A 20,812-nucleotide genomic window follows, 5' to 3' on the forward strand; every position below is an offset into this window, starting at 1 on the left:
CCATGGCCCGCACCGCCCCTCGGATCGAGGGGGATCGGTGCGGGCCACAGTCTTTCCCGCGGCTCCCGGGGGTCCGTGTCAGTTCGTGAGGTAGTTCTGGAGGCCGGGGACCGTGAGCGTGCCGCCGAACTGGCCCGCCTGGGTCACCTCGACGTCGGTGAAGAAGGCGAACGGGACGTTCAGCGGGGGCGGGGTCTCCGGGCTGAAGGTGATCGGGATGAGGCCGAAGAGATTGCCCTTCAGCCGTTCCGTGTACATCGTCACCTCACCGTTACGGATCGTGGACGTGGAGCCTTCGCGTGCCTGCACATGGGCCGTCCTGCCCTCGGGGTAGACGACCGTCTGGTGCAGGTCCTTGATGTCCAGCGAGGTGGAGGTGAACTTCAGCGCCTTCTTGACCTTGCCGCCGCTCGTCCTCACCTCGACGATGCCCTTGTAGTCCAGGCCCCGCAGGGTCAGCAGTGAACTGCGCAGCGTCCACGGGTCGTCGGGCAGGAGCGGGATGCCCTGCTCCTCCTTGGCCGCGGCCAGGGCCTCGGGGTCGGCCGTCGGGCACGGGAAGGGTTCCTTGCCGTCCGCGCCCGCCGGGATGTCGTCGTCCTTACGGGCGTCGAGACCCTTGGCGTTCTCGTCCAGCTCCTCGACCTCGGCGCCGACCTTGTCCGCCGCCTCCTTGATGGCGTCCTTGGCGCCGTCGACCGCCTTGTCGGCCGGCCCGTCGCCCGTGCCCTCGCCGTCCGCGGAACCGTCCGCGGTGCTGTCCGGCCCGGAACTCGCCGGCTCGGACGTCGGCTTCGTGGACGGTCCGGCGTCCGGCTTCTCCGTGGCGGAGGCGCTCGGCGCCGGACTGCTCGTCGCGTCCTTGTCCGGTACGCCGAGCAGGTCTCCCAGCGCGTCTCCCAGCCCCAGCGGGTCCAGAGGGTTCTCGGACTTCGTGGGGGCCGGGGTCGCCGCCGGTCCGGATGACGCGTCGGCGGGCTCCTTGGAATCCGCGGCACCGGAGTCCGAGGAACCTGAATCCTCGTGCCCCGGCGCCGGACTCCCGCTCGCCGTCGGCTCCGGTGTCCCCGACGCCGACGGTGACTCGCCCGGCTCCGGCGACGCCGACTCCGACGCGGACGGCGTGGAAGTGGGCGACTCGGACGCCGACGCGGACGGCTCGTCCGAGCGGGTCACGCACGGCCCCGGCGCGAAGGGGATGTCCTTGCTGTCGTCGGCCAGTGCGAGCCGGGGCGTGAGCCCCATGCCCACGAAGACGGCCGTCGGCATCGCCGCCAGCGCCATCGCCTTGCCGGCGGGTATCTGAAGCTTGGTCAGGAGCGATTTTCTGGGGGCCGCGTGACGCGGCCCTCTTCTCACCCGGGAATCATCGCCTCCGGCCTCGACTCGCTGCGTGCTGTCACCCCGCACTGTTCCTCCCGCCGTTGGCATGGGCAGTCGTATCCGTCACGTTCGGGTCCTCCCCGTCGCGCGGACCGGGGAAGAAGGGGTCACCGTCGCGGTCGGGCTCCGGTGCCTCGTGGGGGGTGTCGAGCTCGGCGGCCGGCCTGACCCACTTGTCGGGTGCCCAGGAGATCGAGAGCGCGCCGCCGAGCATGGCGAGCAGGAAGCCCAGCAGGAAGCCGCCGATGTTGGAGACCGGGATCGATACCAGCGCCAGCAGAATGGCGGCGACACCGGCGAAGACCCGGACGATGCTCTGGAACCACATCGTCAGGCCCAGGGTCACCAGCAGTACGCCGATGATCAGCGAACCCGCGCCGGCCGTGGTGGACATGGCCAGTGTCAGGTTGCCGAGATGGAGCTGGGCGTAGGGGAAATAGGCGATCGGCAGTCCGCCGAGAAGAGTGAACAGGCCCGCCCAGAACGGCCGGGCGCCACGCCAGGCGCGGAACCGAAGCCGCCAGTAGGTGAATCCGCGGGAACCTGTGGACTCGGCGCTCATGGAAAACAGCTCCCTGGAAAGCGGTATGCGGTATTGCGATCAAAGACAGGGGGACGAGCGGGCCGAACAGTCCGGGGACCGCCCGACCCACCCGGCATGCCCCGGTGCCCCTCCCGGCAAAATGTTTGCTAAGCGCAAACATTGCCGGTCGCGGCACTAGTAGCACTCGTATTTCTGGGGGTCACCGACCTTGAGCCTCAGATTGAGGTCAGGAAGCTTGAACGTGCCCGCGGTGGTCGCCCACGCGGTCTGCTTCACGTTCCTCAGAATGGCCTCATCGGCCTGCTGGGCGAAGCCGTTCGGGTCCGCCTTCGTCCCCGGCTGGATACCGGGAGCCTTGGTGGAGCCGGCCGCCACACCGATGTCGATGTTCTTGAACTCCGCGTCGGCGTCGAGCGATTCGACGTCGAGGTAGAGGTTCTCCGCCTTGATCTTCGTGCCCTTGTCACCGGCCTTGAGCACCAGCGTCACACTGGTGCCGAGCAGCGGCAGCGGAGTGACCACGGACTGGCACATGTTGGTGATCTGGGCGGTCTTGAACCCGGAGACGGCCACCGGGTGCGTGGCCTTGTTCCCCTTGGAGTCAACGCCCTCGGCAACGCCGCCGTACTGCACGAAGTTCTGGCCGACCAGCTTGTCGGCCTTCACCTTGAAACTCTGCCCCGACACGCTGAACGACGCGGCCAGCGCCCCCTGTGCGAGCGCGACACCTATCGCCGCCGTCGCGGCCACGCTCGGCACCATGACGACGGCGAACCGCCTCCATCTGGTACCGCCACGAACTTGGGACTCCATGAATGTCCTCCTTCTCGGACGTACATCTCCGGATCGGGTGGGAGCCCGTCCTGGGATGGGAGAAGTGCTACGTCCTCGGGAAGGAGAGCGCCCGTGCCCGAGGCGCCAACCGCGTCCGGAACCACCGGCGATCACCCCCGAGCGACAACCACTGGCCACGCCTTCGCGCAACCTCTGGACAGGCCCTGCCGGATAGGCAGGAACCCCCCTGTCCGGGCCGGCGGACGCTGCCGCCGGTCCGCTCGGTGGGGACCCAGGACCGACGGCGCGGCTGGCTGCCGTGCTGGTGCGGAATTGGACCGAGCGTCGCCGATCGTGGTGCATTCGCGCCCGGGACACAAGGGGGTTCGTTACTGGCTAGTAACGGCCCGATAACCAGCGGGCGACCCGCCGGTATCGAGCGGCCACACAGGGTGCGACCCGACGGTGCGGCAGAAGCGGCGATTGTCACTCATAGCGGGACAGAACAAGGGGGTCGATTTACTGCGAGTAACAGCAGCCGCTTTTACCAAGTTTTGGTAAAGCGCGGCCACTGCCACCACTGTGCCGCCAAATCCCCGGGCACACCGCGGAGTCGGCGGCCGGGAAAGCGGCGAATACCTCAACTACCTCAACGCGTCAGAAAAGAACCCGTGCCAGCGCCGACCGCGCCGCCGTCACCCTGGGGTCGTCCCCGCCGATCACTTCGAACAGCTCCAGCAGCCGCACCCGCGCCGCCTCCCGGTCGTCCCCGGCCGTCCGGCGCACGGCCTCGACCAGCCGGCCGAAGGCGTCCTCCACATGTCCGCCGACCAGATCGAGGTCGGCCGCGGCGATCTGCGCCTGCACATCGCCGGGCTTGTCCGCCGCGTCCTTGCGCACCCGCGCCTGGTCCATGTCCTGTACGCGCGCGAGCAGTTCGGCCTGGGCGAGGCCGAGCCTGGCCTCCGAGTTGCCGGGGTCGTCGGCCAGCACGTCGCGGTACGCCTGCGAGGCGCCGGCGAAGTCATTGGCGTCCAGCGCGCGTACGGCCGCTTCCAGCAGGGCGTCGTACGGTCCGACCGGTTCGGTGACCTCTTGCTCGGCGCCGTCCGCCGCGTCCGTCTCCGCGCCGGGGTCGACCGCGATGCCGGTGAGCCCGAAGCGCTCCTCGCCGACCTGGATCAACTGGTCCAGGGTCTGCCGGATCTGGGTCTCGGGGGCCGCGCCCTGGAAGAGCGGCAGCGCCTGTCCCGCCACCACCGCGAAGACCGCGGGGATGCCCTGGATCCCGAACTGCTGCATCAGCATCTGATTGGCGTCGACATCGATCTTGGCGAGGACGAACCGGCCGTTGTACTCGCGCGCCAGCCGCTCCAGCACCGGGCTGAGCTGCTTGCACGGCTCGCACCACTCGGCCCAGAAGTCGATGACGACCGGGACCTCGGTGGAACGCTGGAGGACATCGCGCTCGAAGCCCGCCTCATCGACGTCGATCACCAGGCTGGAGGGGGGTACGGCACCGGCGCCGCCCTGACGGGCCGCCTCGGCGCGGGCCTGCTCCGCCTTCGCCTTGGCCTCACCGGCCGCCTTCACCGCGGCGAGGTCGACGACGCCGCTCATGGACATGTTCCTAGGCTGCATGAGTACATCCTCCCCCCTCCGCGCACACTTCTGAAAAGCGGTACGCGCACCGCCGCGTGACGGGCGCGCCGGTCTCCGCTTTCGCTACGACCCGTAGCGTAACTTCCGGGCGGTGCGACAGGGAAGATCCATCCGGTGAACTGACTCACAGCACACGCCCTACCGGCCGGTATGGTCGCCGTCATGTGCAGTCGAAAGGGGCGCCCCCGCAGCGCCGAGGCCGACTCCGCCATCCTGGAGGCGACCCGGGCCGCGCTGGGTGAGCTGGGGTGGTCCAAGCTGACGATGGGCGAGGTGGCGACCCGGGCCGGCGTCGCCAAGACCACGCTCTACCGGCGCTGGCCGGCCAAGAGCGAGCTGGTCGTGGACGCGGTCGCGGTCCTCTTCGACGAGCTGGAGCTGCCTGACCGGGGCAGCCTGGCGGCCGATGTCGAGGGCGTGGTGATCCAGTTCGCGGCGCTGCTGGAACGGCCCGAGACCAAGACGGCCCTGATGGCGGTGGTCGCGGAGTCCACCCGGGACGAGGCGCTGCGGGCCCGTATCCGCACCTCGATCGTGGACCGCCAGAAGCGGCTGGTGCTGCTGGGCCGCGAGCGCGCGCAGACCCGCGGTGAACTCCCCCGCGAGCCGGACACCGCGAAGGCGGCCCGTACCGCGGATCTGATCTTCGATGTGATCGCCGGCGCGGTGGTGCACCGCACCCTGGTCAGCGCGGAGCCGGTCGACGAGGAGTGGGCGCGTACGTTCACGGCCCTGCTGCTCGGCGGTCTGGCCTCCGTGCAGAGCTGACCGCCGCACGGAGCCGAGTCCGGTCACCGTACGCGTGCCGCGTCATCGCGCCAGCCGTCCCAGCAGCGACGAGGCCGCCGCGATGCCCAGCACCGCCGCCACCAGCAGCACCCCGAAGTCGAGCGGCAGATGGGACGGCGTACCGAGCAACAGCCCGCGCAGCGCGTCGACTTGATAGCTCAGCGGGTTGATCTTGCTGACCACCTGGAGCCAGCCGGGCATGATCGCCACCGGATACAGGGCGTTCGAGGCGAAGAAGAGCGGCATGGTGATGGCCTGGCCGATACCCATCAGCCGGTCGCGTGTCAGCACGATCCCCGCGATCGTCATCGACAGACAGGAGAAGAACGCCGAGCCGAGGACCACCACGACGGCCACCCCGAGCAGCCGCAGCGGGTTCCAGGTCAGACCGACGCCCAGGGCCGCGGCGATGACGATCACCACCACCGCCTGGATCAGCGCCTTCACCCCGGAGGCGAACGCCTTGCCGCTGATGAGCGCGGCTCTCGGGGTCGGGGTGACCAGCAGTTTGGTCAGAATGCCGGCGTCCCGTTCCCAGATGATCATGATGCCGTAGAAGATCGCGATGAACATCGCGGACTGGGCGATGATGCCGGGCGCGAGAAAGTCGATATACGGAATGCCGCCCGTGGGGATGGCCTTGATCCGCGTGAAGGTCTCACCGAAGATCAGCAGCCAGAGCGCGGGCTGAACGGCCCGCGTGTACAGCTCGGTCCGGTCGTGGCGGAGCTTCTGCAGCTCGACCACGCACATCGCCACGACCCTGGCGGGCAGCACACGCCAGCCGGTACGGGCGCGGGGCGGCTGGAGCAGCAGTTCCAGCCCGCCGGGGCCGGTCTTCTCAGCCGACGCGGGACGCGGTGCGGCGGGTGCTCCTGACATCTCGGAAGTCGCCTCCCTCCTCGTCGAGGCCGCTGCCTGCCACATCCCTGAAGACGTCCTCCAGCGTCGGCAGGGCGCCCTTCTCCACCGAAGCGCGTGACGCGCCCGACGCAGCCGGCGTCCCCGAAGCCGCCCGGCGCTCGCGCAGCTCGGCCCTCAGCTCGCCGGGGGTCCCGAGCGCGTGAATCCGCCCGTGGTGCATCAGCGCGACGCGGTCGCAGTACTGATCGGCCTCGTCCATGTAGTGCGTGGTCACCAGCACGGTCATGCCCGTGGCCTGCCGTACGGCGTTGATGTGCTCCCAGACGCTGGTACGGGCGATCGGGTCGAGGCCGATCGTCGGCTCGTCGAGCATGAGCAGTCGCGGCGCGCTGACCAGCGCCTGGGCGAGTTCGAGCCGGCGGATCATGCCGCCGGAGTACGTCTTGGCCATTCGGTCGGCCGCGCCGGTCAGATCGACGGCCGCCAGCGCCTGCGCGACACGTTCGGACCGCTCGCGGCGCGGGACGTCGAAGACGCGGGCGAACAGCGTCACGTTCTCGCGGCCCGTCAGCGCGGCGTCGGCGGACAACTGCTGGGGTACGTAACCCAGCAGGCGGCGTACCGCCATCTTCTCCTTCGCCGCGTCGTGCCCGAACACCCGCACCATGCCCGCCGGGACGGGCAGCAGCGTGGTGATGCAGCGGATCGCGGTGGTCTTGCCCGCGCCGTTCGGACCGAGCAGCCCGAAGACCTCGCCCGCGCCGACGGAGAGATCGAGGTCCTGCACGGCCTTGGTCTCGCCGAACGCGTAGTCCAGTCCGCGACAGCTGACGGCGTCGGGCCCGGCGGAATCCACGGGTCCGGCGCCGTCCGGCTGGGCGCCGTCCGGGCCGGTGAACGGTGTGCCGGTGAACGGTGTGTCGGTCATGGTCCCTCCACTCTCTGTCCCCCCGCTGCCTCGCTCCCCGCTCCTCCCTCGTGCAGGTTCCCGGCGAGCCTGCGCAGCGCCGGAAGGGCCGCCGCCAGCGCCGCGCGGTCCTCGTCCGACAGATGCTCCACCTGCTCGCGCATGAGCGCGCGCCGGCGGGCCTCCCATTCGCTCAGCCGCGCCCCGGCCGCCTCGGTGGGCAGCAGCCGCGCCGAGCGCCGGTCGTCCGGGTCGGTCTCACGGAGGAGATAGCCGGCCCGGCTGAGCTGATTGACCAGGGTGGAGACCGAGTTGCCGGCGAGATACAGCTCCTTGGCGGCGTCCGACACCCGGATCCCCGGACGGACCGCGACCAGCCGCAACAGCTCGATCTGCGCGCCGCGCAGCGGCGGCGCGGGGAAGCCCTCGCGCAGCCGCCGCCGGATCATCCGCTGGACGCCCGCGAGGACGACGGCGAGCGAGTCGGGGAACTCCTGCGTGGCCATGTCCCCATTTTAGCTCTCACTCAGAGGTATTCGCGCATAAGGAAGCGGGGCGTAGGGAATGGCAAACGGCCGCCCCCTCACCGGGGACGGCCGTCGGCCCTGCGCGAAGCCCCTAGAAGCCGGGCGGCTCCGTGTACGTGCCCCACTCGTCGCGCAGCACGCCGCAGATCTCGCCGAGCGTCGCCTCGGCCCGTACCGCCTCCAGCATCGGCGCGATCATGTTCGAGCCGTCGCGGGCGGCGCTCAGCATGGCCTCCAGGGCCGTACGGACCCGGGCGTCGTCCCGGGCGCCCCTGCGCTCGGCCAGGACCTGGACCTGGTCGCGCTCGACCTCATGGCTGACCCGCAGGATCTCCAGATCGCCGGTGACCGAGCCATGGTGGACATTGACGCCCACGACCCGCTTGTCGCCCTTCTCCAGCGACCGCTGATACCGGAACGCGGACTCGGCGATCTCGCCGGTGAACCAGCCGTCCTCGATGCCGCGCAGAATGCCGGAGGTGACGGGCCCGATCGGGTGCTGTCCGTCCGGGTGGGCCCGCAGACCGCGCTCCTTGATCTGCTCGAAGATCTTCTCGGCGTCGGCCTCGATCCGGTCCGTCAGCTGCTCGATGAACCAGGAGCCGCCGAGCGGGTCGGCCACATTGGCGACGCCCGTCTCCTCCATCAGCACCTGCTGGGTACGGAGCGCGATCTCGGCGGCCTGCTCGCTCGGCAGGGCGAGGGTCTCGTCCAGCGCGTTCGTGTGCAGGGAGTTCGTGCCGCCGAGGACGGCCGCCAGCGCCTCCACCGCCGTCCGTACGACGTTGTTGTACGGCTGCTGCGCGGTGAGCGAGACGCCCGCCGTCTGGGTGTGGAAGCGCAGCCACTGCGCCTTGTCGGTCCGCGCTCCGTACACCTCCTTCATCCAGCGCGCCCAGATCCGGCGGGCCGCGCGGAACTTGGCGATCTCCTCGAAGAAGTCGAGATGGGCGTCGAAGAAGAAGGAGAGACCGGGCGCGAAGGTGTCCACGTCCAGCCCCCGGCTCAGCCCCAGCTCCACATAGCCGAAACCGTCCGCGAGGGTGTACGCGAGCTCCTGCGCGGCCGTCGCCCCGGCCTCGCGGATGTGGTAGCCGGAGACCGAGAGCGGCTTGTACGCGGGGATGGAGGCGGCGCAGTGCTCCATCAGATCGCCGATCAGACGCAGATGAGGCTCGGGCTGGAAGAGCCACTCCTTCTGCGCGATGTACTCCTTGAAGATGTCCGTCTGGAGCGTGCCGTTGAGGACGGCCGGATCGACGCCCTGGCGTTCCGCCGCGACCAGATACATGCAGAAGACCGGGACCGCGGGGCCGCTGATGGTCATCGAGGTGGTGACATCCCCGAGCGGGATGTCACCGAAGAGGATCTCCATGTCGGCGGCGGAGTCGATGGCGACCCCGCAGTGGCCGACCTCGCCCAGCGAGCGCGGGTCGTCGGAGTCGCGGCCCATCAGCGTCGGCATGTCGAAGGCGACCGAGAGCCCGCCGCCGCCGTTGGCCAGGATCGTCTTGTAGCGCTCATTGGTCTGCTGGGCGTTGCCGAATCCGGCGAACTGGCGGATGGTCCAGGTCCGGCCGCGGTAGCCGGTGGGGTGCAGCCCCCGGGTGAAGGGGTACTCCCCAGGCCAGCCGATCCGCTCGAAGCCCTCATAGGTGTCCCCGGGCCGGGGCCCGTAGACCGGCTCCACCGGATCACCGGAGAGCGTGCTGAAGTCCGCGTCGCGCTTGCGGGCCTTGTCGTACCGGGCCTGCCAGCGCAGGCGGCCCTCCTCCATGGCGTCCATGCCTTCAAATTTACTAGGACGTCCAAGTAAATGTCGACGCCAAACCGCCCACACCTCGTGCGGGCGGCGCCGCGGCGGGACCTGGCGGACCTAAGACAGGGTCTAGGCGGTGGCGGGCTCGCGGTCCGTGACCAGCGGCCGGGCCTCGCGGGTGATCTTCGGCTCGACGAAGAACGACGCGACCGGGATACAGCCCGCGGCCAGCACCCACAGCAGCTTGCCGAAGGGCCACTTCGCCTTGGTGCCCAGGTCGAAGGCGAAGACCACGTACACGATGAACAGCACACCGTGGATCTGGGAGATCAGCATCGTGTCGCCGGTGTCGAATCCGTACTTCAGGATGATCGCCACGGTGAAGACCAGCAGCCATACGGCGGTGACGTACGCCATCACCCGGTAGCGGGACAGCACGCTTTGTTTCATGGCCCCGAGCGTATCCCGGGCCCTTCCGGCGCCTGCGGGGAGCCCATGCCATGTCTGACCGCCGAGGCCGCCAGGCTCAGCCCGCGTCGTCGAAGTCCCTGGCCGCCACCCGCAGCGGGCGGAGCATCGCGAAGATCTCCGCGCACTCCTCGGCGTCGTACGCCCCGAGCCCGAAGTCCATCTCCACCAGATCGCGGGTGGCCGCCTCCACCACCTCACGGCCCTTGTCCGTGATGGACGCGAGCGTGCCGCGGCCGTCGTTCGGATTGGGCCGCTTGTCGACCAGACCGGATCTCACCAGCCGGTCCACGGTGTTGGTGACCGACGTCGGGTGGACCATCAGTCTCTCGCCGATCTTGGACATCGGCAGCTCGCCCGCCTTGGAGAAGGTGAGCAGCACCAGCGCCTCGTACCGGGCGAACGTCAGCCCGTACGGCTTGACCACCGCGTCCACGCCGGCCAGCAGGATCTGCTGCGCGCGCATGATCGAGGTGATCGCCGCCATGGCCGGCATGGGCCCCCAGCGCTGCTGCCAGAGTTCGTCGGCGCGGGCGATGGGATCGAAGGGAAGACTGAGCGGTTTCGGCACGGCTCCGACCCTACCCAGAGGCCACTTGGCGGACTGCCCCGTCTCGAACTTCGGTCGTACGGTCCGGCCCCGTCGCCCGCCCCTCCGGTCCGTGCGGCCCGGTGCGGTGGACCTCCCGTACCAGAACGAGACAGCAGAGCGTGCCGATCGCCCCCGCCCCGGCGACGACCTGATGCACGGGCAGGAACTCGGCGGCCAGTCCCGCGGCGGCCATGCCGAGCCCCTGGATCGTCATCAGACCGGCCGTGAGCAGCGTCATCGCCCGGCCGCGCAGTTCCTCGGGGACCGCCGCGACGAACCACTGGTCGAGGCCGATGACGTACGCGGCCCCCGCTCCGGCGAGGACGAGCGCGACCAGCGCCCAGCCGAGGCCGGGCCCGGCCCCGTACACCAGCAGGGGCAGCAGGCCCACGGCGGCGACCGGCAGGACGACGCGGGAGCGTGCGCGCGGGGAGAGCGCCGTACCGGCGTACAGCTCCGCCACGATGTGCCCCACGGGCATCGCGCACATCAGCAGCCCCAGCGCGGCGGGGCCCAGGCCGAGGGAGTCGGCGTACGGGGCGGCCAGGGCCTCGGGCGCGACGACGAACATCGGGGGCACCCAGAACAGCAGCAGGAGCGCCCGCGTACGCCGGTCGCCGAGCAGCAGCCGGGCCCCGCCGAGCGAATCCCTCAGCAGCGCACCGGCCCGCCCTGTCTCCCGTCCGGTGGCGCGGGCGGGCCGGTCGCGGGTCCCGAAGCGCAGCAGCGCGGCCGAGCAGAGGAACGTACCGACGGTGACGCAGATCGCACCCCGCGCGGGGACGACGGCGAGCAGCACCCCGCCCACCCCGAACCCGGCGAGCTGCGCGCTCTGCGAGACGATCCGCAGCAGGGAGCGGCCGAGTACGTACAGATCGCCCTCGCCGAGGATGTCGGTCAGCGCGGCCATCCTGGTCCCGGTGAAGACGGGCGCGATCGCGGCGACGACGCAGCGCAGGGCCAGCAGTCCGGCGATCGGCGTGCCGGGCAGCACCATCACCCCGACGCACGCGGCGCAGAGCAGATCGCAGACCACCAGCACCCGCCGGGCGGGGTAGCGGTCGGCGACCCCGGCGAGGAGGGTCCCGCCGACGAGGTACGGGAGCAGGCCGAGCGCGAAGGTGAGGGCGCTGAGCAGCGGGGAGCCGGTGAGGTCGTAGACGAGGAAGGTCAGCGCGATCTCGCTGACGACCACGCCGAGCAGCGAGAGGAGGTGCGCGGCGAAGACGAACCGGAACTCGCGGACGGCGAAGACGGCGCCGTATCCCCGGGAACCCCGGGAAGCGTTCTTGGGCATGGAGGCAGACTGGCGGGGTTGGTGTGCCGGAGACAGACATTCGGATCAGTCCGAATCTTCGGCCGGGAATCCACGAGTCTTCGGCACAGGGGGCCGCCCGCGTCATGCCGTTCCAGCTCCACTTCGACGAGAGCGATCTGCTCCGCTGCCGGTTCGCCGTCTCGCCGCTCTGGGAGACGCAGGAAGCGGTACGCACCCTCGCGCGCCCCGAGCGGCATGGCTACCACCTGCCGTGGCTGCGCGGGATCCGGACCGCGGCGGCGGCGATCGACCTCGCGCCGTTGCATCTCCTGATGCCCGAGCGCGGGCACAACCCGGACTTCCTCAGCCGCCCGCCGTCGGTCCCCCTCCCCACCTTCGAGGAGGAGATCGCGGCCGTACGCGCCACCGACCCTGAGCTGGTCAGGACCGACATCACGCTGGCGCTCGCCGACACCCCGGGCGCCGCGGCGAGCCCCGAGGGCCGGGCGCTGGCGGCGGATCCGGCGCGGGCCCTGCGGAAGCTGGCCGGGCTGCTGGAGCGGGTGTGGCACGAACTGGTCGAGCCCGACTGGCCCCGGCTGCGCACCCTGCTGGAGGCCGATGTGGCGTACCACTCGCGGCGGTTGGCGGAGAACGGGCTGCACGGGCTGCTGGGCGAGCTGAGTCCGCAGCTCGGCTGGACGGACGGCTCCACACTGACGATCACGGGGACGAACGGCAGCCATACGCGGGTCCTCGGCGGCGACGGGCTGGTCCTGATGCCGAGTGTGTTCTGCTGGCCGAACGTCGTCAGCGGTTACCTGCCGCCGTGGCAGCCGGCCGTGATCTATCCGGTGCGCGGCATCGGCGGCCTGTGGACACGGCCCTCGGACCGTACGCCCGACGCGCTGGCCCGGCTGCTGGGCCGGGCGCGGGCGGACGTGCTGTGCGCGCTGGAAGAACCGGCCGGGACGACGGCGCTCGCGCGACTGCTGGGGCTGGCCCCGTCCTCCGTGTCGGCGCACCTTGCGGCGCTGCGCGGGGCGGGGCTGCTGACGTCGCGGCGGTACGGACACCAGGTGCTGTACGAGCGGACGCCGCTCGGTATCGCGCTGTCGGTGTCGCAGAGCGCGACCGACTGAACATTATGTAACGATATGCCGGTCTTGCCATTCCCATCGTCGCCCAGTCGTCTTCCGAGGGGGCTGGATGTCCGGCCGCAGACCACACCGCCCGCACGCGCCGCACCGCCGCGCACGCGCCCCGCGCCGCCGCCCGTGTTCACTCGCCTCCGCCGCCCTCGCGGCGGTGCTCGCGCTGACGGCCGCCGGCTGCTCCTCCGAATCCCGCCAGGACTCCGTCGAACGGACCGACCGGGCCGAGCGGGCGGGCCGGACCGGCCCCTCCGCGCTCCGGAGCGAAGCCGCCCCCACCGCGCCCTCGCCCTTCTGGGTCGATCCGGAGAGCGACGCGGCCCGTCAGGTCAGGGAGTGGGAGAAGCAGGGGCGTACGGACGACGCGAAGGCGCTGCGGCGGATCTCCGAGCGCGCGGTGGCCGACTGGCCGGCCGGTGACAACCCCGAGCCCGGGATCAGCAGGGCCGTACGGGGCGCGACGGCCGCCAAGAGCACGGCCGTCTTCGTCGCGTACAACATCCCCCACCGCGACTGCGGGCTCTACTCCGCGGGCGGCGCCCATGACACCCAGTCCTACCGCGACTGGATCGACTCCTTCGCCGCCGCCATCGGCAACGCCGAGGCCATCGTCATCCTGGAGCCGGACGCCGTTCCGCATCTGACGGACGGCTGCACCCCGGCGGAGTACCACGACGAGCGGTACGAGCTGCTCACCCACGCCATCGGCAGGCTCAAGCGGCAGCCGCGTACCCGCGTCTATTTGGACGCCGGCAATCCGCACTGGATCGCCGACCCCGCCAAGCTCACCGAGCCGCTCCGGCGGGCCGGGATCGCCTCGGCCGACGGCTTCTCGCTCAATGTGTCCAACTTCCAGACGAACGACGCGGTCAAGGCGTACGGCACCCGGCTCTCCGGGCTGCTCGGCGATGTCCATTTCACCATCGACACCAGCAGGAACGGCGCGGGCCCGCTGCGGGGCGACCGGGACGAGGCGTGGTGCAACCCGCCGGGCCGGGCGCTCGGCTCGCCGCCGACCACGAACACCGGCAACGAGCTGCTGGACGCCTATCTCTGGATCAAGCGCCCCGGCGACTCGGACGGCCCCTGCCGCGGCGGCCCGGCGGCCGGCACCTGGTGGCCCGACTACGCGCTGGGCCTCGCCCGCAGAAGCAAGGACACGACCGCCTAGGTCCTGTCCGGCCGATCTTCGCGGGCTCACTCCACCCGGATCCACTTCGCCTCGGACGGGATACCGGCGGAGTCGGTGACGAAGAGCATGTACCAGCCGGGTGGTACCAGCGCCCGGTCCTTCGGCACCTCGACCGTCACCGCGTCCTTGGTCTTGGTGAGTGCCAGCTCGATGGAGCGCTGCTCGACATCCGTCGTGTGTGTCACGGCGCTCGGCCGCATCAGCCTCGCCTTCGCGATCCGGTCGGGACGGGCGGCGCGGAAAGTGGCCCGGCCGGTCCGGTCGACCTCCTGCGGCCCCTCCCCCAGCGCGGGTCTGTTCTCACCGACCCCGTCACCCTGGAGATAGGGCGGCGTATAGATCTCCACACGCTGTTCGAAGGTCCCGAGCTTGGTGTTGTCGGCGTCGCGGAAGAGCGGGTCGGAGCCGAAGGTGACCACACGGCCGTCCGGCAGCAGCAGCGCCTCCGAGTGGTAGTTGCGCCCCACGGTCGGGTCGGCGGCCGGCCGGAAGGTACTGGTCCTCGGCTCGTAGAACTGCGCCTTGAGGATGTCGCTGGCGCTGCGCCCTCGGTAGTCGGAGGAGCCGCCGGTGGTGAACACCGTGTCGTCCGGGAGCAGCACACTGCTCAGATAACGCGTCCCCTTCGGCAGCCTGGGCCCTTCCTGGAAGGCCGGGCTGTCCTGTGTGAGGTCGACGATCGCCGTACGGCTGGTGGCCTTGGAGGACTCACCGACGCCCCCGCCGCCGAGCAGCATCACCCGCTGGTCCTGGGCCGGCGGCAGCATCAGGGAGGCCGAGGTCTCCGTCTGGTCCGGATCGGTGAGCCCGCCGACCTCGGTGAAGGTGTTCTTCGTGAGGTCCCAGATCCCCGGCCGCCGGCCCTTCTCGGCGGGCCCGTACCCCGCGTTGGAGCCCGAGTAGAAGAGCTTGCCGCCCTTGGTGAGGAAGAGCGCGGGATACGTCGGGAAGTAGCGGGTGGGGCCCTTGGACCACTCCTTGGTCTCCGGGTCGTAGAGCTCGTTGTCCCCGGTGAGTACGGCGCCGACATCGTCGAGGCCGGAGACGGCGAGCACCTTCCCGTCGTCGAGGGTCACCAGCGTGGGGTACCAGCGGGCTTCCTTCATCGGATCCACCGGGATGTACTTCTCGGCCCTGGGGTCGAACTCGTACGCGGATCTGATGCCCTGGAAGTCCTGCTTCTCCGTGGTGAGTTTCTGCGCGAGGCCATAGAGATCGTCCGCGTCCTTGCCGGTGAGCCCGACGATCTCGTACTGCGCGGCCTGGGTGGTCAGCCCGCGCGGGCCCGTCTCGGCCGCCTCCACGAACACCCGCGCCTCGCCGGCCGTCACCTTCGTACGCCAGGGCAGCATCCGGCCGCCCTGCCCGTACCCGACCTTGAGTTCCTTCTTCGCCCTGGGCACGGTGACATCGAACTTGCTGATGAACTCGACGCCCGAGGGGGAGCGGAAGCGGGTGCCCTTCTTGAAGGTGTGGGCGCGGTCCGGGTTCTCGTTCTTGACCCGCATCCGGCCGCCGGCCCGCTTCACCTCGCCGTCGAGGACCTCGTAGCGCGCCGTGCCGCCCGCCACCAGCAGCCGTCCGTCGGGGAGCTGGGAGTGGCCCGAGCAGAAGAAGTCCTCCGGAGTGGGGATCTTCTTGAAGGAGTTGTCGGCCGGGTTCCAGAGGATCGTGTCGAACGACCCCTCGTCGAACTTCTTCTGGTTGTTGCCGGAGCCGGCGATGATCAGCACCTTGCCGGTGTGCAGCAGGGCCGCGTGGATCGCGTTCGTACGGAATTCCTTCGGGACGTCGAGGATCTCCCAGGAGCCGTACTGCCGTTTGTAGCCCGGCTGCGCGATCTTGTACGCGTGATACCTCTCCTCGGCGAAGGTGAGGGCCGCGGGGGCGTTGAGGGCGGCCAGCACCACCAGCGCCCCGCCGCCGAGCAGGGTCTTCTTGAACTTCTCCGACGGCCTGTGGCGCGGCCGGTACCGCTGGGGCATGGGTCAGCTCCCTCCTGTCGTGGTCACAGGCGCTACGGCCGTCACGACCGCCGCGGCGAACGCGGGCTCGGGCTCCAACTCGGGGTCCAAGTCCGGGTCCGGGTCCAGGTCCATGTCCAGGTCGAAGTCCAGGTCCGGGTCCAGGTCGAAGTCCGCGTCCAGGTCCAGGTCCGGGTCCTCGGTGGCGTCCACAGAGGTACGTACGGAGGCTTGTACGGCGTCGCCGCCGGCGCGCCCGGCCAGCAGCGTCCGGACCCAGACGCCGACCGGTGCGAGCGCGATCGCCAGCGCCAGGACCGCCCAGGTGCGCATCGCCGCGTGGGTGTGGCCGAGGACCACCGACGCGACGAGCGAGGCGATCAGCACGGCGGCCCAGAAGAGATGGAGCCGGAAGGTCAGCAGCCGGTCGGGGCTCGCCCGGCCGCCCTTGGGGGTGACCACGAAGCGGCCGCGGGTGCGGAGCAGCGCCGAGATCAGCGACCTCAGATAGACCGGCGCGGAGAGCGCGGACATCGCCATTCCGGCGAGACCGCCCGAGCCGCGCGGCTCGTGGGGCGAGACATTGTGCCGCCGGTTCCAGAGATAGAGCCCTATCTGGAGGGCGGCGGCGTCGCTGTAGAGCATCAGCAGGACCGAGGACGAGACCTGGGTGCCGGAGGCGCCGAACCAGAGGAAGAGAACGCAGCTGAGAATGCCGAGGAACCAGTTGACGGCGGTCATCGGGTAGTAGACGAGCATCAGCGTGTAGCTGAGCAGCCGTCCCGGCGGCACCCGCAACGGCGCCTTCCAGTACTGCTTGAGCAGCGTTTCGTACGTCCCCCGCGACCAGCGCAGCTGCTGGGTGAAGAAGTCGGTCCAGGAGGCGGGGCCCTCGCCCACGGCCAGTACGTCGGGGGTGTAGACGGAGCGCCAGAACCGGCCGGTGACGGGGTTCCTGGTGCGGTGCAGCTCGAACCCGGTGGCCATGTCCTCGGTGATCGAGTCGTACAGCCCGCCGATCTGGAGGACCGCCCTGACCCGGACGACATTGTTCGTACCGACGAACATCGGGGCGTGGTAGCGGTTGCCGGCCCGCTGGATCAGCGCGTGGAACAGGAACTGCTGGGACTCGGCGGCCTTGGTGACCGGCGAGCTGTAATTGCCGTACACCTGGGGGCCGACGACGAAGGCCGTGTCCGGGTCCCGGAAGTAGCCCATCATCCGCTCCAGGAAGTTCGGGAGCGGGACGTGGTCGGTGTCGACGGAGGCGAAGAAGTCGTAGTCCTCGCCGTGCATGGCGAGCCAGGCGTTGTAGTTGCCGTGCTTGGTGCGCGCCTTGTGCACGCCCCGCCGGCGGTTCCACTCCGGTATGCCGTGCCGGGTGAAGTGGCGGACCCCCAGCTCCTCGCAGAGCGCCCTGGCCGCGCTGTCGTCGCCCTCGTCCAGCAGCCAGATGTCGAGCGGGCCGCTGTGGCGCAGCCGTACGGCTCCTTCGAGCGTGGCCCGCACCATGGTGAGCGGTTCCTTGCCCGGGACGTACGTGGTGAGGAACGCGACGCGGGTGCCCGGTTCGGCGGGGACGGGTATGGGGTCCCTGGCGACCATCGTGGCGTGGGCGACCGACGTGACGTTGACGAGCATGAAGAGGGCGATGAGCCCGATCGAGCCGAGCATCACGTGGTCGAGGACCACCAGCCAGCGGTCGCCGCCGTCGCGCTCGGTGCGGTGGGTGGGCCAGACCAGATAGACCAGCAGGGCGCCGGAGAGCAGCGGCGCCAGGGCCATCAGCAGGACGGCTCTTATTCGGTGGGGTTCCCGCGCGAGCAGACTCCGGTAGCGCACCCGGTAGGCAACGGCCAGGTCCGGTTCCCTGAGCGGGCCGGCCAGGCAGCTGTGGACGTCGTAGTCGTACTCGGAACCGTCCGGCCGCACGGATGCCTCCAGCTGTCGCACCAGATTGATATCCCCACAGAAAGGGACATTTACCGGCGTGTCGACTGGAGGCGGCCGTGCGAGCGGTACTCGGTGCGGAGGTTAACGCGTACGGCTCAGCCGGCGAGGTAGCGCTCCACCGTCTCGACCTTCGAGGTGAGACCGTCCGTGACCCCCGGCCGGATGTCGGCCTTGAGGACGAGCGAGACCCGTCCGGCGCGTGCCTCGACCGCGGCGACGGCCCGCTTCACCACGTCCATCACCTCGTCCCACTCCCCCTCGACCGAGGTGAACATGGCGTCCGTACGGTTGGGCAGCCCGGACTCGCGGACGACACGGACGGCGTCGGCGACGTACTCCCCGACGTCCTCGCCCACGCCCAGCGGGCTCACCGAGAAGGCGACGATCATGCGCTCACCGTACCCTCGCGGCGCGCGCGGGAGGCGATGACCGCGTCGTCGGCGGCGCGCTTGAGCTTGCGCTCGGCGAAGAAACCGCCGGCCGGCAGGACGGAGAGGACGAAGTAGAGGGCCGCGGTGCCGAAGGACCACTTGGTGCGGTTCCAGGCGTCCAGCCAGAAGACCACGTACAGCACGAAGAGCAGGCCGTGGACGGCGCCCATCACGGGGACCGCGTTGAAGTCCGTCGTGCGCTTGAGCACCGAGCAGACGAGGAGCAGCAGGAACGACACGGCCTCCGGGGCGGAGACCAGACGGAGGCGATGGAGGGAGGAGGCGGTCTTGATGTCCACGAGGAGGCACCTTCGGCATCGGGGGCAGACGTGATCTTGTGAATGTGTGCACAAGCGCGCTCTCATTGTGGCAGCACGGCTTTGCCCGACCGTTATCAGGGTCCGGCCATGGGCCCTGTTCGCTGTCGGTGCCGCCCGTTACCTTCGATCCGTGGCTCAGTTCCGACTGCAAGGCAGCAAGGTGCTCGCCGTCGACATGACCGGCGACGCCGTCAAGGCGAAGAACGGCTCGATGGTCGCGTACGACGGCCGGATGACGTTCAAGAAGATGACCGGCGGCGGTGAGGGTCTGCGGGGGATGGTGACCCGCCGGCTCACCGGCGAACAGATGACCGTGATGGAGGTGAAGGGCCAGGGCACCTGCTATTTCGCCGACCGCGCGAGCGAGATCAGCCTTGTCTCGCTGCACGGCGACAAGCTCTTCGTCGAGGCGAGCAATCTGCTGTGCACGGACGCGGGGCTGCGCACCGGCACATCGTTCACGGGGCTGCGGGGCGGGGCGTCCGGCAATGGCCTGTTCACGACCACCGTCGAGGGCATGGGCCAGGCCGCGATCATGTCGGACGGCGAGGCGGTGATCCTGCGGGTGACACCGCAGTACCCGCTCTTCGTCGACCCCGGCGCGTATATCGCGCACCAGGGCAACCTCCAGCAGAAGTTCCAGTCCGGCGTCAAATTCCGTACGTTCATGGGCGAGGGCTCGGGTGAGGCCTTCCAGATCCGCTTCGAGGGCGACGGGCTCGTCTACGTACAGCCCAGCGAGCGGAACACGATCGGGGGCGATGTCTGATGCCGTTCCGTGAGATCAACTCGAAGATGGTCGAGGCGACGGTCCTGCCCGGCCAGAAGATGTTCAGCCAGCGCGGCGCGATGCTCGCGTACCGCGGCGAGGTCGGCTTCACCCCCAACATCCAGGGCGGCCAGGGCGGTCTGATGTCCATGATCGGACGGCGGGTCGCCAATGAGGCGACCCCGCTGATGACGGTCGAAGGGAGCGGCACGGTGATGTTCGGCCATGGCGGGCATCACATCCAGGTCATCAATCTGGCGGGCGACACCCTGTATGTGGAGGCGGACCGGCTGCTCGCCTTCGACGGGACCCTCCAGCAGGGCACGATGTTCATGGGCTCGCAGGGCGGGGTCATGGGCATGGTGCGCGGACAGGTGACCGGCCAGGGCCTGTTCACCACCACGCTCAAGGGTCATGGCGCGGTCGCGGTGATGGCGCACGGCGGGGTGATCGAGGTGCCCATCGCCCCCGGCCGGGAGGTCCATGTGGACCCGCAGGCGTATGTCGCGCATCACGGCGACGTACGGAACAAGCTGTCCACGGCGCTCGGCTGGCGCGACATGGTCGGGCGCGGCTCCGGCGAGGCGTTCCAGCTGGAGCTGAGCGGCAGTGGCGCGGTGTACGTCCAGGCGTCGGAGGAGAAGCTGTGAGCGCGCCCGTGATCCATGACCCGATGACGCTGCCGAGCGACGACAACGTCAACGCGTACACCTTCTGTGTGGAGTTGAAGGGGAGCCAGTGGTTCCTGCAGAAGGGGAAGATGATCGCCTACTACGGGCAGATCAACTTCGACGGCATCGGCCACGGCCGGTTCGAGCGGCTGGTGCGCACGAGCTTCCACTCACCGCTGCACGCCAGTGACTGGGTGGTGGCGGAGGGCAGCGGCAAGATGCTGCTCGCCGACCGCGCCTTCGACGTCAACTCGTTCGACCTGGAGGACGGCAATCTGACGATCCGGTCCGGGAATCTGCTGGCGTACCAGCCCACGCTGGCACTGAAGCAGTCGATCGTGCCGGGCTTTCTGACGCTGATCGGTACGGGGAAGTTCGTGGCGGCGTCCAACGGGCCCGTGGTCTTCATGGAGCCACCCCTGCGGGTGGATCCGCAGGCGCTGGTGGGCTGGGCGGACTGCCCGTCCCCCTGCCACCACTACGATCATGGGTATATGTCCGGAGTGCTGGGCGGGATCCGGTCGTTGACGGGGATCGGCGGTACGTCGGGCGAGGAGCATCAGTTCGAGTTCGTCGGGGCCGGGACGGTGCTGTTGCAGTCGACGGAACTCCTGCTGGCCGAACAGCCGTTGGGCGCGGTCACCTCGGAGCCCGGGGTGCCGGGCGGCGCCCCCTCGGGACACTCCGGACATCAGGGGTCACAGGGGTCCACGCCCCGGATGCCGGGGCAGCTCGGCGATCTCCAGCGTCGCTTCGGGCTGTGAGCGGTAGTCTGCGGAGTGTGACGTCGAACGCCTGCGCCCCTGGCGGGTGATCGGGTGCGCGGTGTCA

General features: G+C 69.9%; 21 protein-coding genes. 6 read left to right on the top strand and 15 right to left on the bottom strand.

Annotated elements, in window-relative coordinates; genetic code table 11:
• Positions 1–78 precede the first annotated feature (78 nt).
• From IF11_RS0114255 to IF11_RS0114270, 4 genes are all read right to left on the bottom strand, one after another.
• Positions 79–1,410 carry a hypothetical protein gene (locus IF11_RS0114255; protein ID WP_030351935.1) on the bottom strand — a complete coding sequence of 444 codons (1,332 nt, stop codon included), beginning with the start codon at positions 1,408–1,410 and terminating at the stop codon, positions 79–81.
• Positions 1,400–1,945 (bottom strand): DUF6114 domain-containing protein, encoded by a 546-nt coding sequence (locus tag IF11_RS0114260; RefSeq protein ID WP_030351936.1) that lies wholly within the window; start codon positions 1,943–1,945, stop codon positions 1,400–1,402. Before IF11_RS0114260 ends, IF11_RS0114255 begins: the two co-directional genes overlap by 11 nt.
• 156 nt (positions 1,946–2,101) lie before the next feature.
• Complete coding sequence (locus IF11_RS0114265) at positions 2,102–2,740, bottom strand: DUF6230 family protein (protein WP_030351937.1); 639 nt, start codon at positions 2,738–2,740, stop codon at positions 2,102–2,104.
• 618 nt (positions 2,741–3,358) lie between these two features.
• Positions 3,359–4,342, bottom strand: a complete 984-nt coding sequence (locus IF11_RS0114270) for a tetratricopeptide repeat protein (RefSeq protein ID WP_078490673.1) — start codon at positions 4,340–4,342, stop codon at positions 3,359–3,361.
• Between the two features lie 183 nt (positions 4,343–4,525).
• On the opposite strand from IF11_RS0114270, the gene IF11_RS0114275 reads away from it, so the two are divergent.
• Entirely contained in the window at positions 4,526–5,131 is a 606-nt protein-coding gene (locus IF11_RS0114275; RefSeq protein WP_030351939.1) for a TetR/AcrR family transcriptional regulator, read from the top strand.
• Between the two features lie 42 nt (positions 5,132–5,173).
• Here the strand turns inward: IF11_RS0114275 and IF11_RS0114280 are convergent, their stop codons facing one another.
• The 7 genes from IF11_RS0114280 to IF11_RS0114310 all read right to left on the bottom strand — a co-directional run bounded on the left by IF11_RS0114280 (position 5,174) and on the right by IF11_RS0114310 (position 11,566).
• Positions 5,174–6,034: an ABC transporter permease gene (locus tag IF11_RS0114280; RefSeq protein ID WP_030351940.1), complete on the bottom strand. Its 861-nt coding sequence runs from the start codon at positions 6,032–6,034 to the stop codon at positions 5,174–5,176.
• Positions 5,994–6,944: an ATP-binding cassette domain-containing protein gene (locus tag IF11_RS0114285; RefSeq protein WP_078490674.1), complete on the bottom strand. Its 951-nt coding sequence runs from the start codon at positions 6,942–6,944 to the stop codon at positions 5,994–5,996. Before IF11_RS0114285 ends, IF11_RS0114280 begins: the two co-directional genes overlap by 41 nt.
• Positions 6,941–7,429, bottom strand: a complete 489-nt coding sequence (locus IF11_RS0114290; RefSeq protein ID WP_051745887.1) for a MarR family winged helix-turn-helix transcriptional regulator — start codon at positions 7,427–7,429, stop codon at positions 6,941–6,943. The genes IF11_RS0114285 and IF11_RS0114290 overlap by 4 nt, the downstream gene beginning before the upstream one ends.
• Positions 7,430–7,541: 112 nt before the next feature.
• Positions 7,542–9,236, bottom strand: coding sequence for a coenzyme B12-dependent isobutyryl-CoA mutase large subunit (gene icmA, locus IF11_RS0114295; RefSeq protein ID WP_030351943.1), 1,695 nt, complete (start codon positions 9,234–9,236; stop codon positions 7,542–7,544).
• A 102-nt stretch (positions 9,237–9,338) separates the two neighbouring features.
• Positions 9,339–9,659 (bottom strand): DUF3817 domain-containing protein, encoded by a 321-nt coding sequence (locus IF11_RS0114300; protein ID WP_030351944.1) that lies wholly within the window; start codon positions 9,657–9,659, stop codon positions 9,339–9,341.
• A gap of 76 nt (positions 9,660–9,735) precedes the next feature.
• Positions 9,736–10,248 (bottom strand): MarR family winged helix-turn-helix transcriptional regulator, encoded by a 513-nt coding sequence (locus tag IF11_RS0114305; RefSeq protein WP_030351945.1) that lies wholly within the window; start codon positions 10,246–10,248, stop codon positions 9,736–9,738.
• A 10-nt stretch (positions 10,249–10,258) separates the two neighbouring features.
• On the bottom strand, positions 10,259–11,566 hold the full coding sequence (locus IF11_RS0114310; protein WP_078490675.1) for an MFS transporter: 1,308 nt from the start codon (positions 11,564–11,566) through the stop codon (positions 10,259–10,261).
• Positions 11,567–11,670: 104 nt separating this feature from the next.
• Between IF11_RS0114310 and IF11_RS0114315 the strand changes: the two genes are divergently transcribed.
• Both IF11_RS0114315 and IF11_RS0114320 read left to right on the top strand, forming a co-directional pair.
• Complete coding sequence (locus tag IF11_RS0114315; RefSeq protein WP_030351947.1) at positions 11,671–12,669, top strand: ArsR/SmtB family transcription factor; 999 nt, start codon at positions 11,671–11,673, stop codon at positions 12,667–12,669.
• Between the two features lie 67 nt (positions 12,670–12,736).
• Positions 12,737–13,852 (top strand): glycoside hydrolase family 6 protein, encoded by a 1,116-nt coding sequence (locus IF11_RS0114320; protein ID WP_030351948.1) that lies wholly within the window; start codon positions 12,737–12,739, stop codon positions 13,850–13,852.
• Between the two features lie 26 nt (positions 13,853–13,878).
• On the opposite strand, the gene glxA is transcribed toward IF11_RS0114320, so the two are convergent.
• From glxA to IF11_RS0114340, 4 genes are all read right to left on the bottom strand, one after another.
• Positions 13,879–15,858, bottom strand: coding sequence for a radical copper oxidase GlxA (gene glxA, locus IF11_RS0114325; RefSeq protein ID WP_030351949.1), 1,980 nt, complete (start codon positions 15,856–15,858; stop codon positions 13,879–13,881).
• Positions 15,859–15,861: 3 nt separating this feature from the next.
• Positions 15,862–17,769 carry a glycosyltransferase family 2 protein gene (locus IF11_RS0114330; protein WP_078490676.1) on the bottom strand — a complete coding sequence of 636 codons (1,908 nt, stop codon included), beginning with the start codon at positions 17,767–17,769 and terminating at the stop codon, positions 15,862–15,864.
• A gap of 116 nt (positions 17,770–17,885) precedes the next feature.
• Positions 17,886–18,179 carry an MTH1187 family thiamine-binding protein gene (locus tag IF11_RS0114335; RefSeq protein WP_030351951.1) on the bottom strand — a complete coding sequence of 98 codons (294 nt, stop codon included), beginning with the start codon at positions 18,177–18,179 and terminating at the stop codon, positions 17,886–17,888.
• A complete protein-coding gene (locus tag IF11_RS0114340; protein ID WP_030351952.1) occupies positions 18,176–18,520 on the bottom strand; it encodes a DUF3817 domain-containing protein in 345 nt (114 codons plus the stop codon). The genes IF11_RS0114335 and IF11_RS0114340 overlap by 4 nt, the downstream gene beginning before the upstream one ends.
• Before the next feature lie 196 nt (positions 18,521–18,716).
• Here IF11_RS0114340 and IF11_RS0114345 point away from each other — a divergent pair, with 196 nt between their 5' ends.
• From IF11_RS0114345 to IF11_RS0114355, 3 genes are read left to right on the top strand one after another with little or no spacing between them, the layout of a single operon-like run.
• Positions 18,717–19,310: an AIM24 family protein gene (locus tag IF11_RS0114345; RefSeq protein WP_037727702.1), complete on the top strand. Its 594-nt coding sequence runs from the start codon at positions 18,717–18,719 to the stop codon at positions 19,308–19,310.
• Positions 19,310–19,960 carry an AIM24 family protein gene (locus IF11_RS0114350; RefSeq protein WP_030351954.1) on the top strand — a complete coding sequence of 217 codons (651 nt, stop codon included), beginning with the start codon at positions 19,310–19,312 and terminating at the stop codon, positions 19,958–19,960. The genes IF11_RS0114345 and IF11_RS0114350 overlap by 1 nt, the downstream gene beginning before the upstream one ends.
• A complete protein-coding gene (locus tag IF11_RS0114355) occupies positions 19,957–20,745 on the top strand; it encodes an AIM24 family protein (RefSeq protein ID WP_030351955.1) in 789 nt (262 codons plus the stop codon). Before IF11_RS0114350 ends, IF11_RS0114355 begins: the two co-directional genes overlap by 4 nt.
• Positions 20,746–20,812 lie beyond the last annotated feature (67 nt).

This window comes from Streptomyces scopuliridis RB72, from assembly GCF_000718095.1.
In the GTDB taxonomy this organism is placed as follows: Bacteria; Actinomycetota; Actinomycetes; order Streptomycetales; family Streptomycetaceae; genus Streptomyces; species Streptomyces scopuliridis.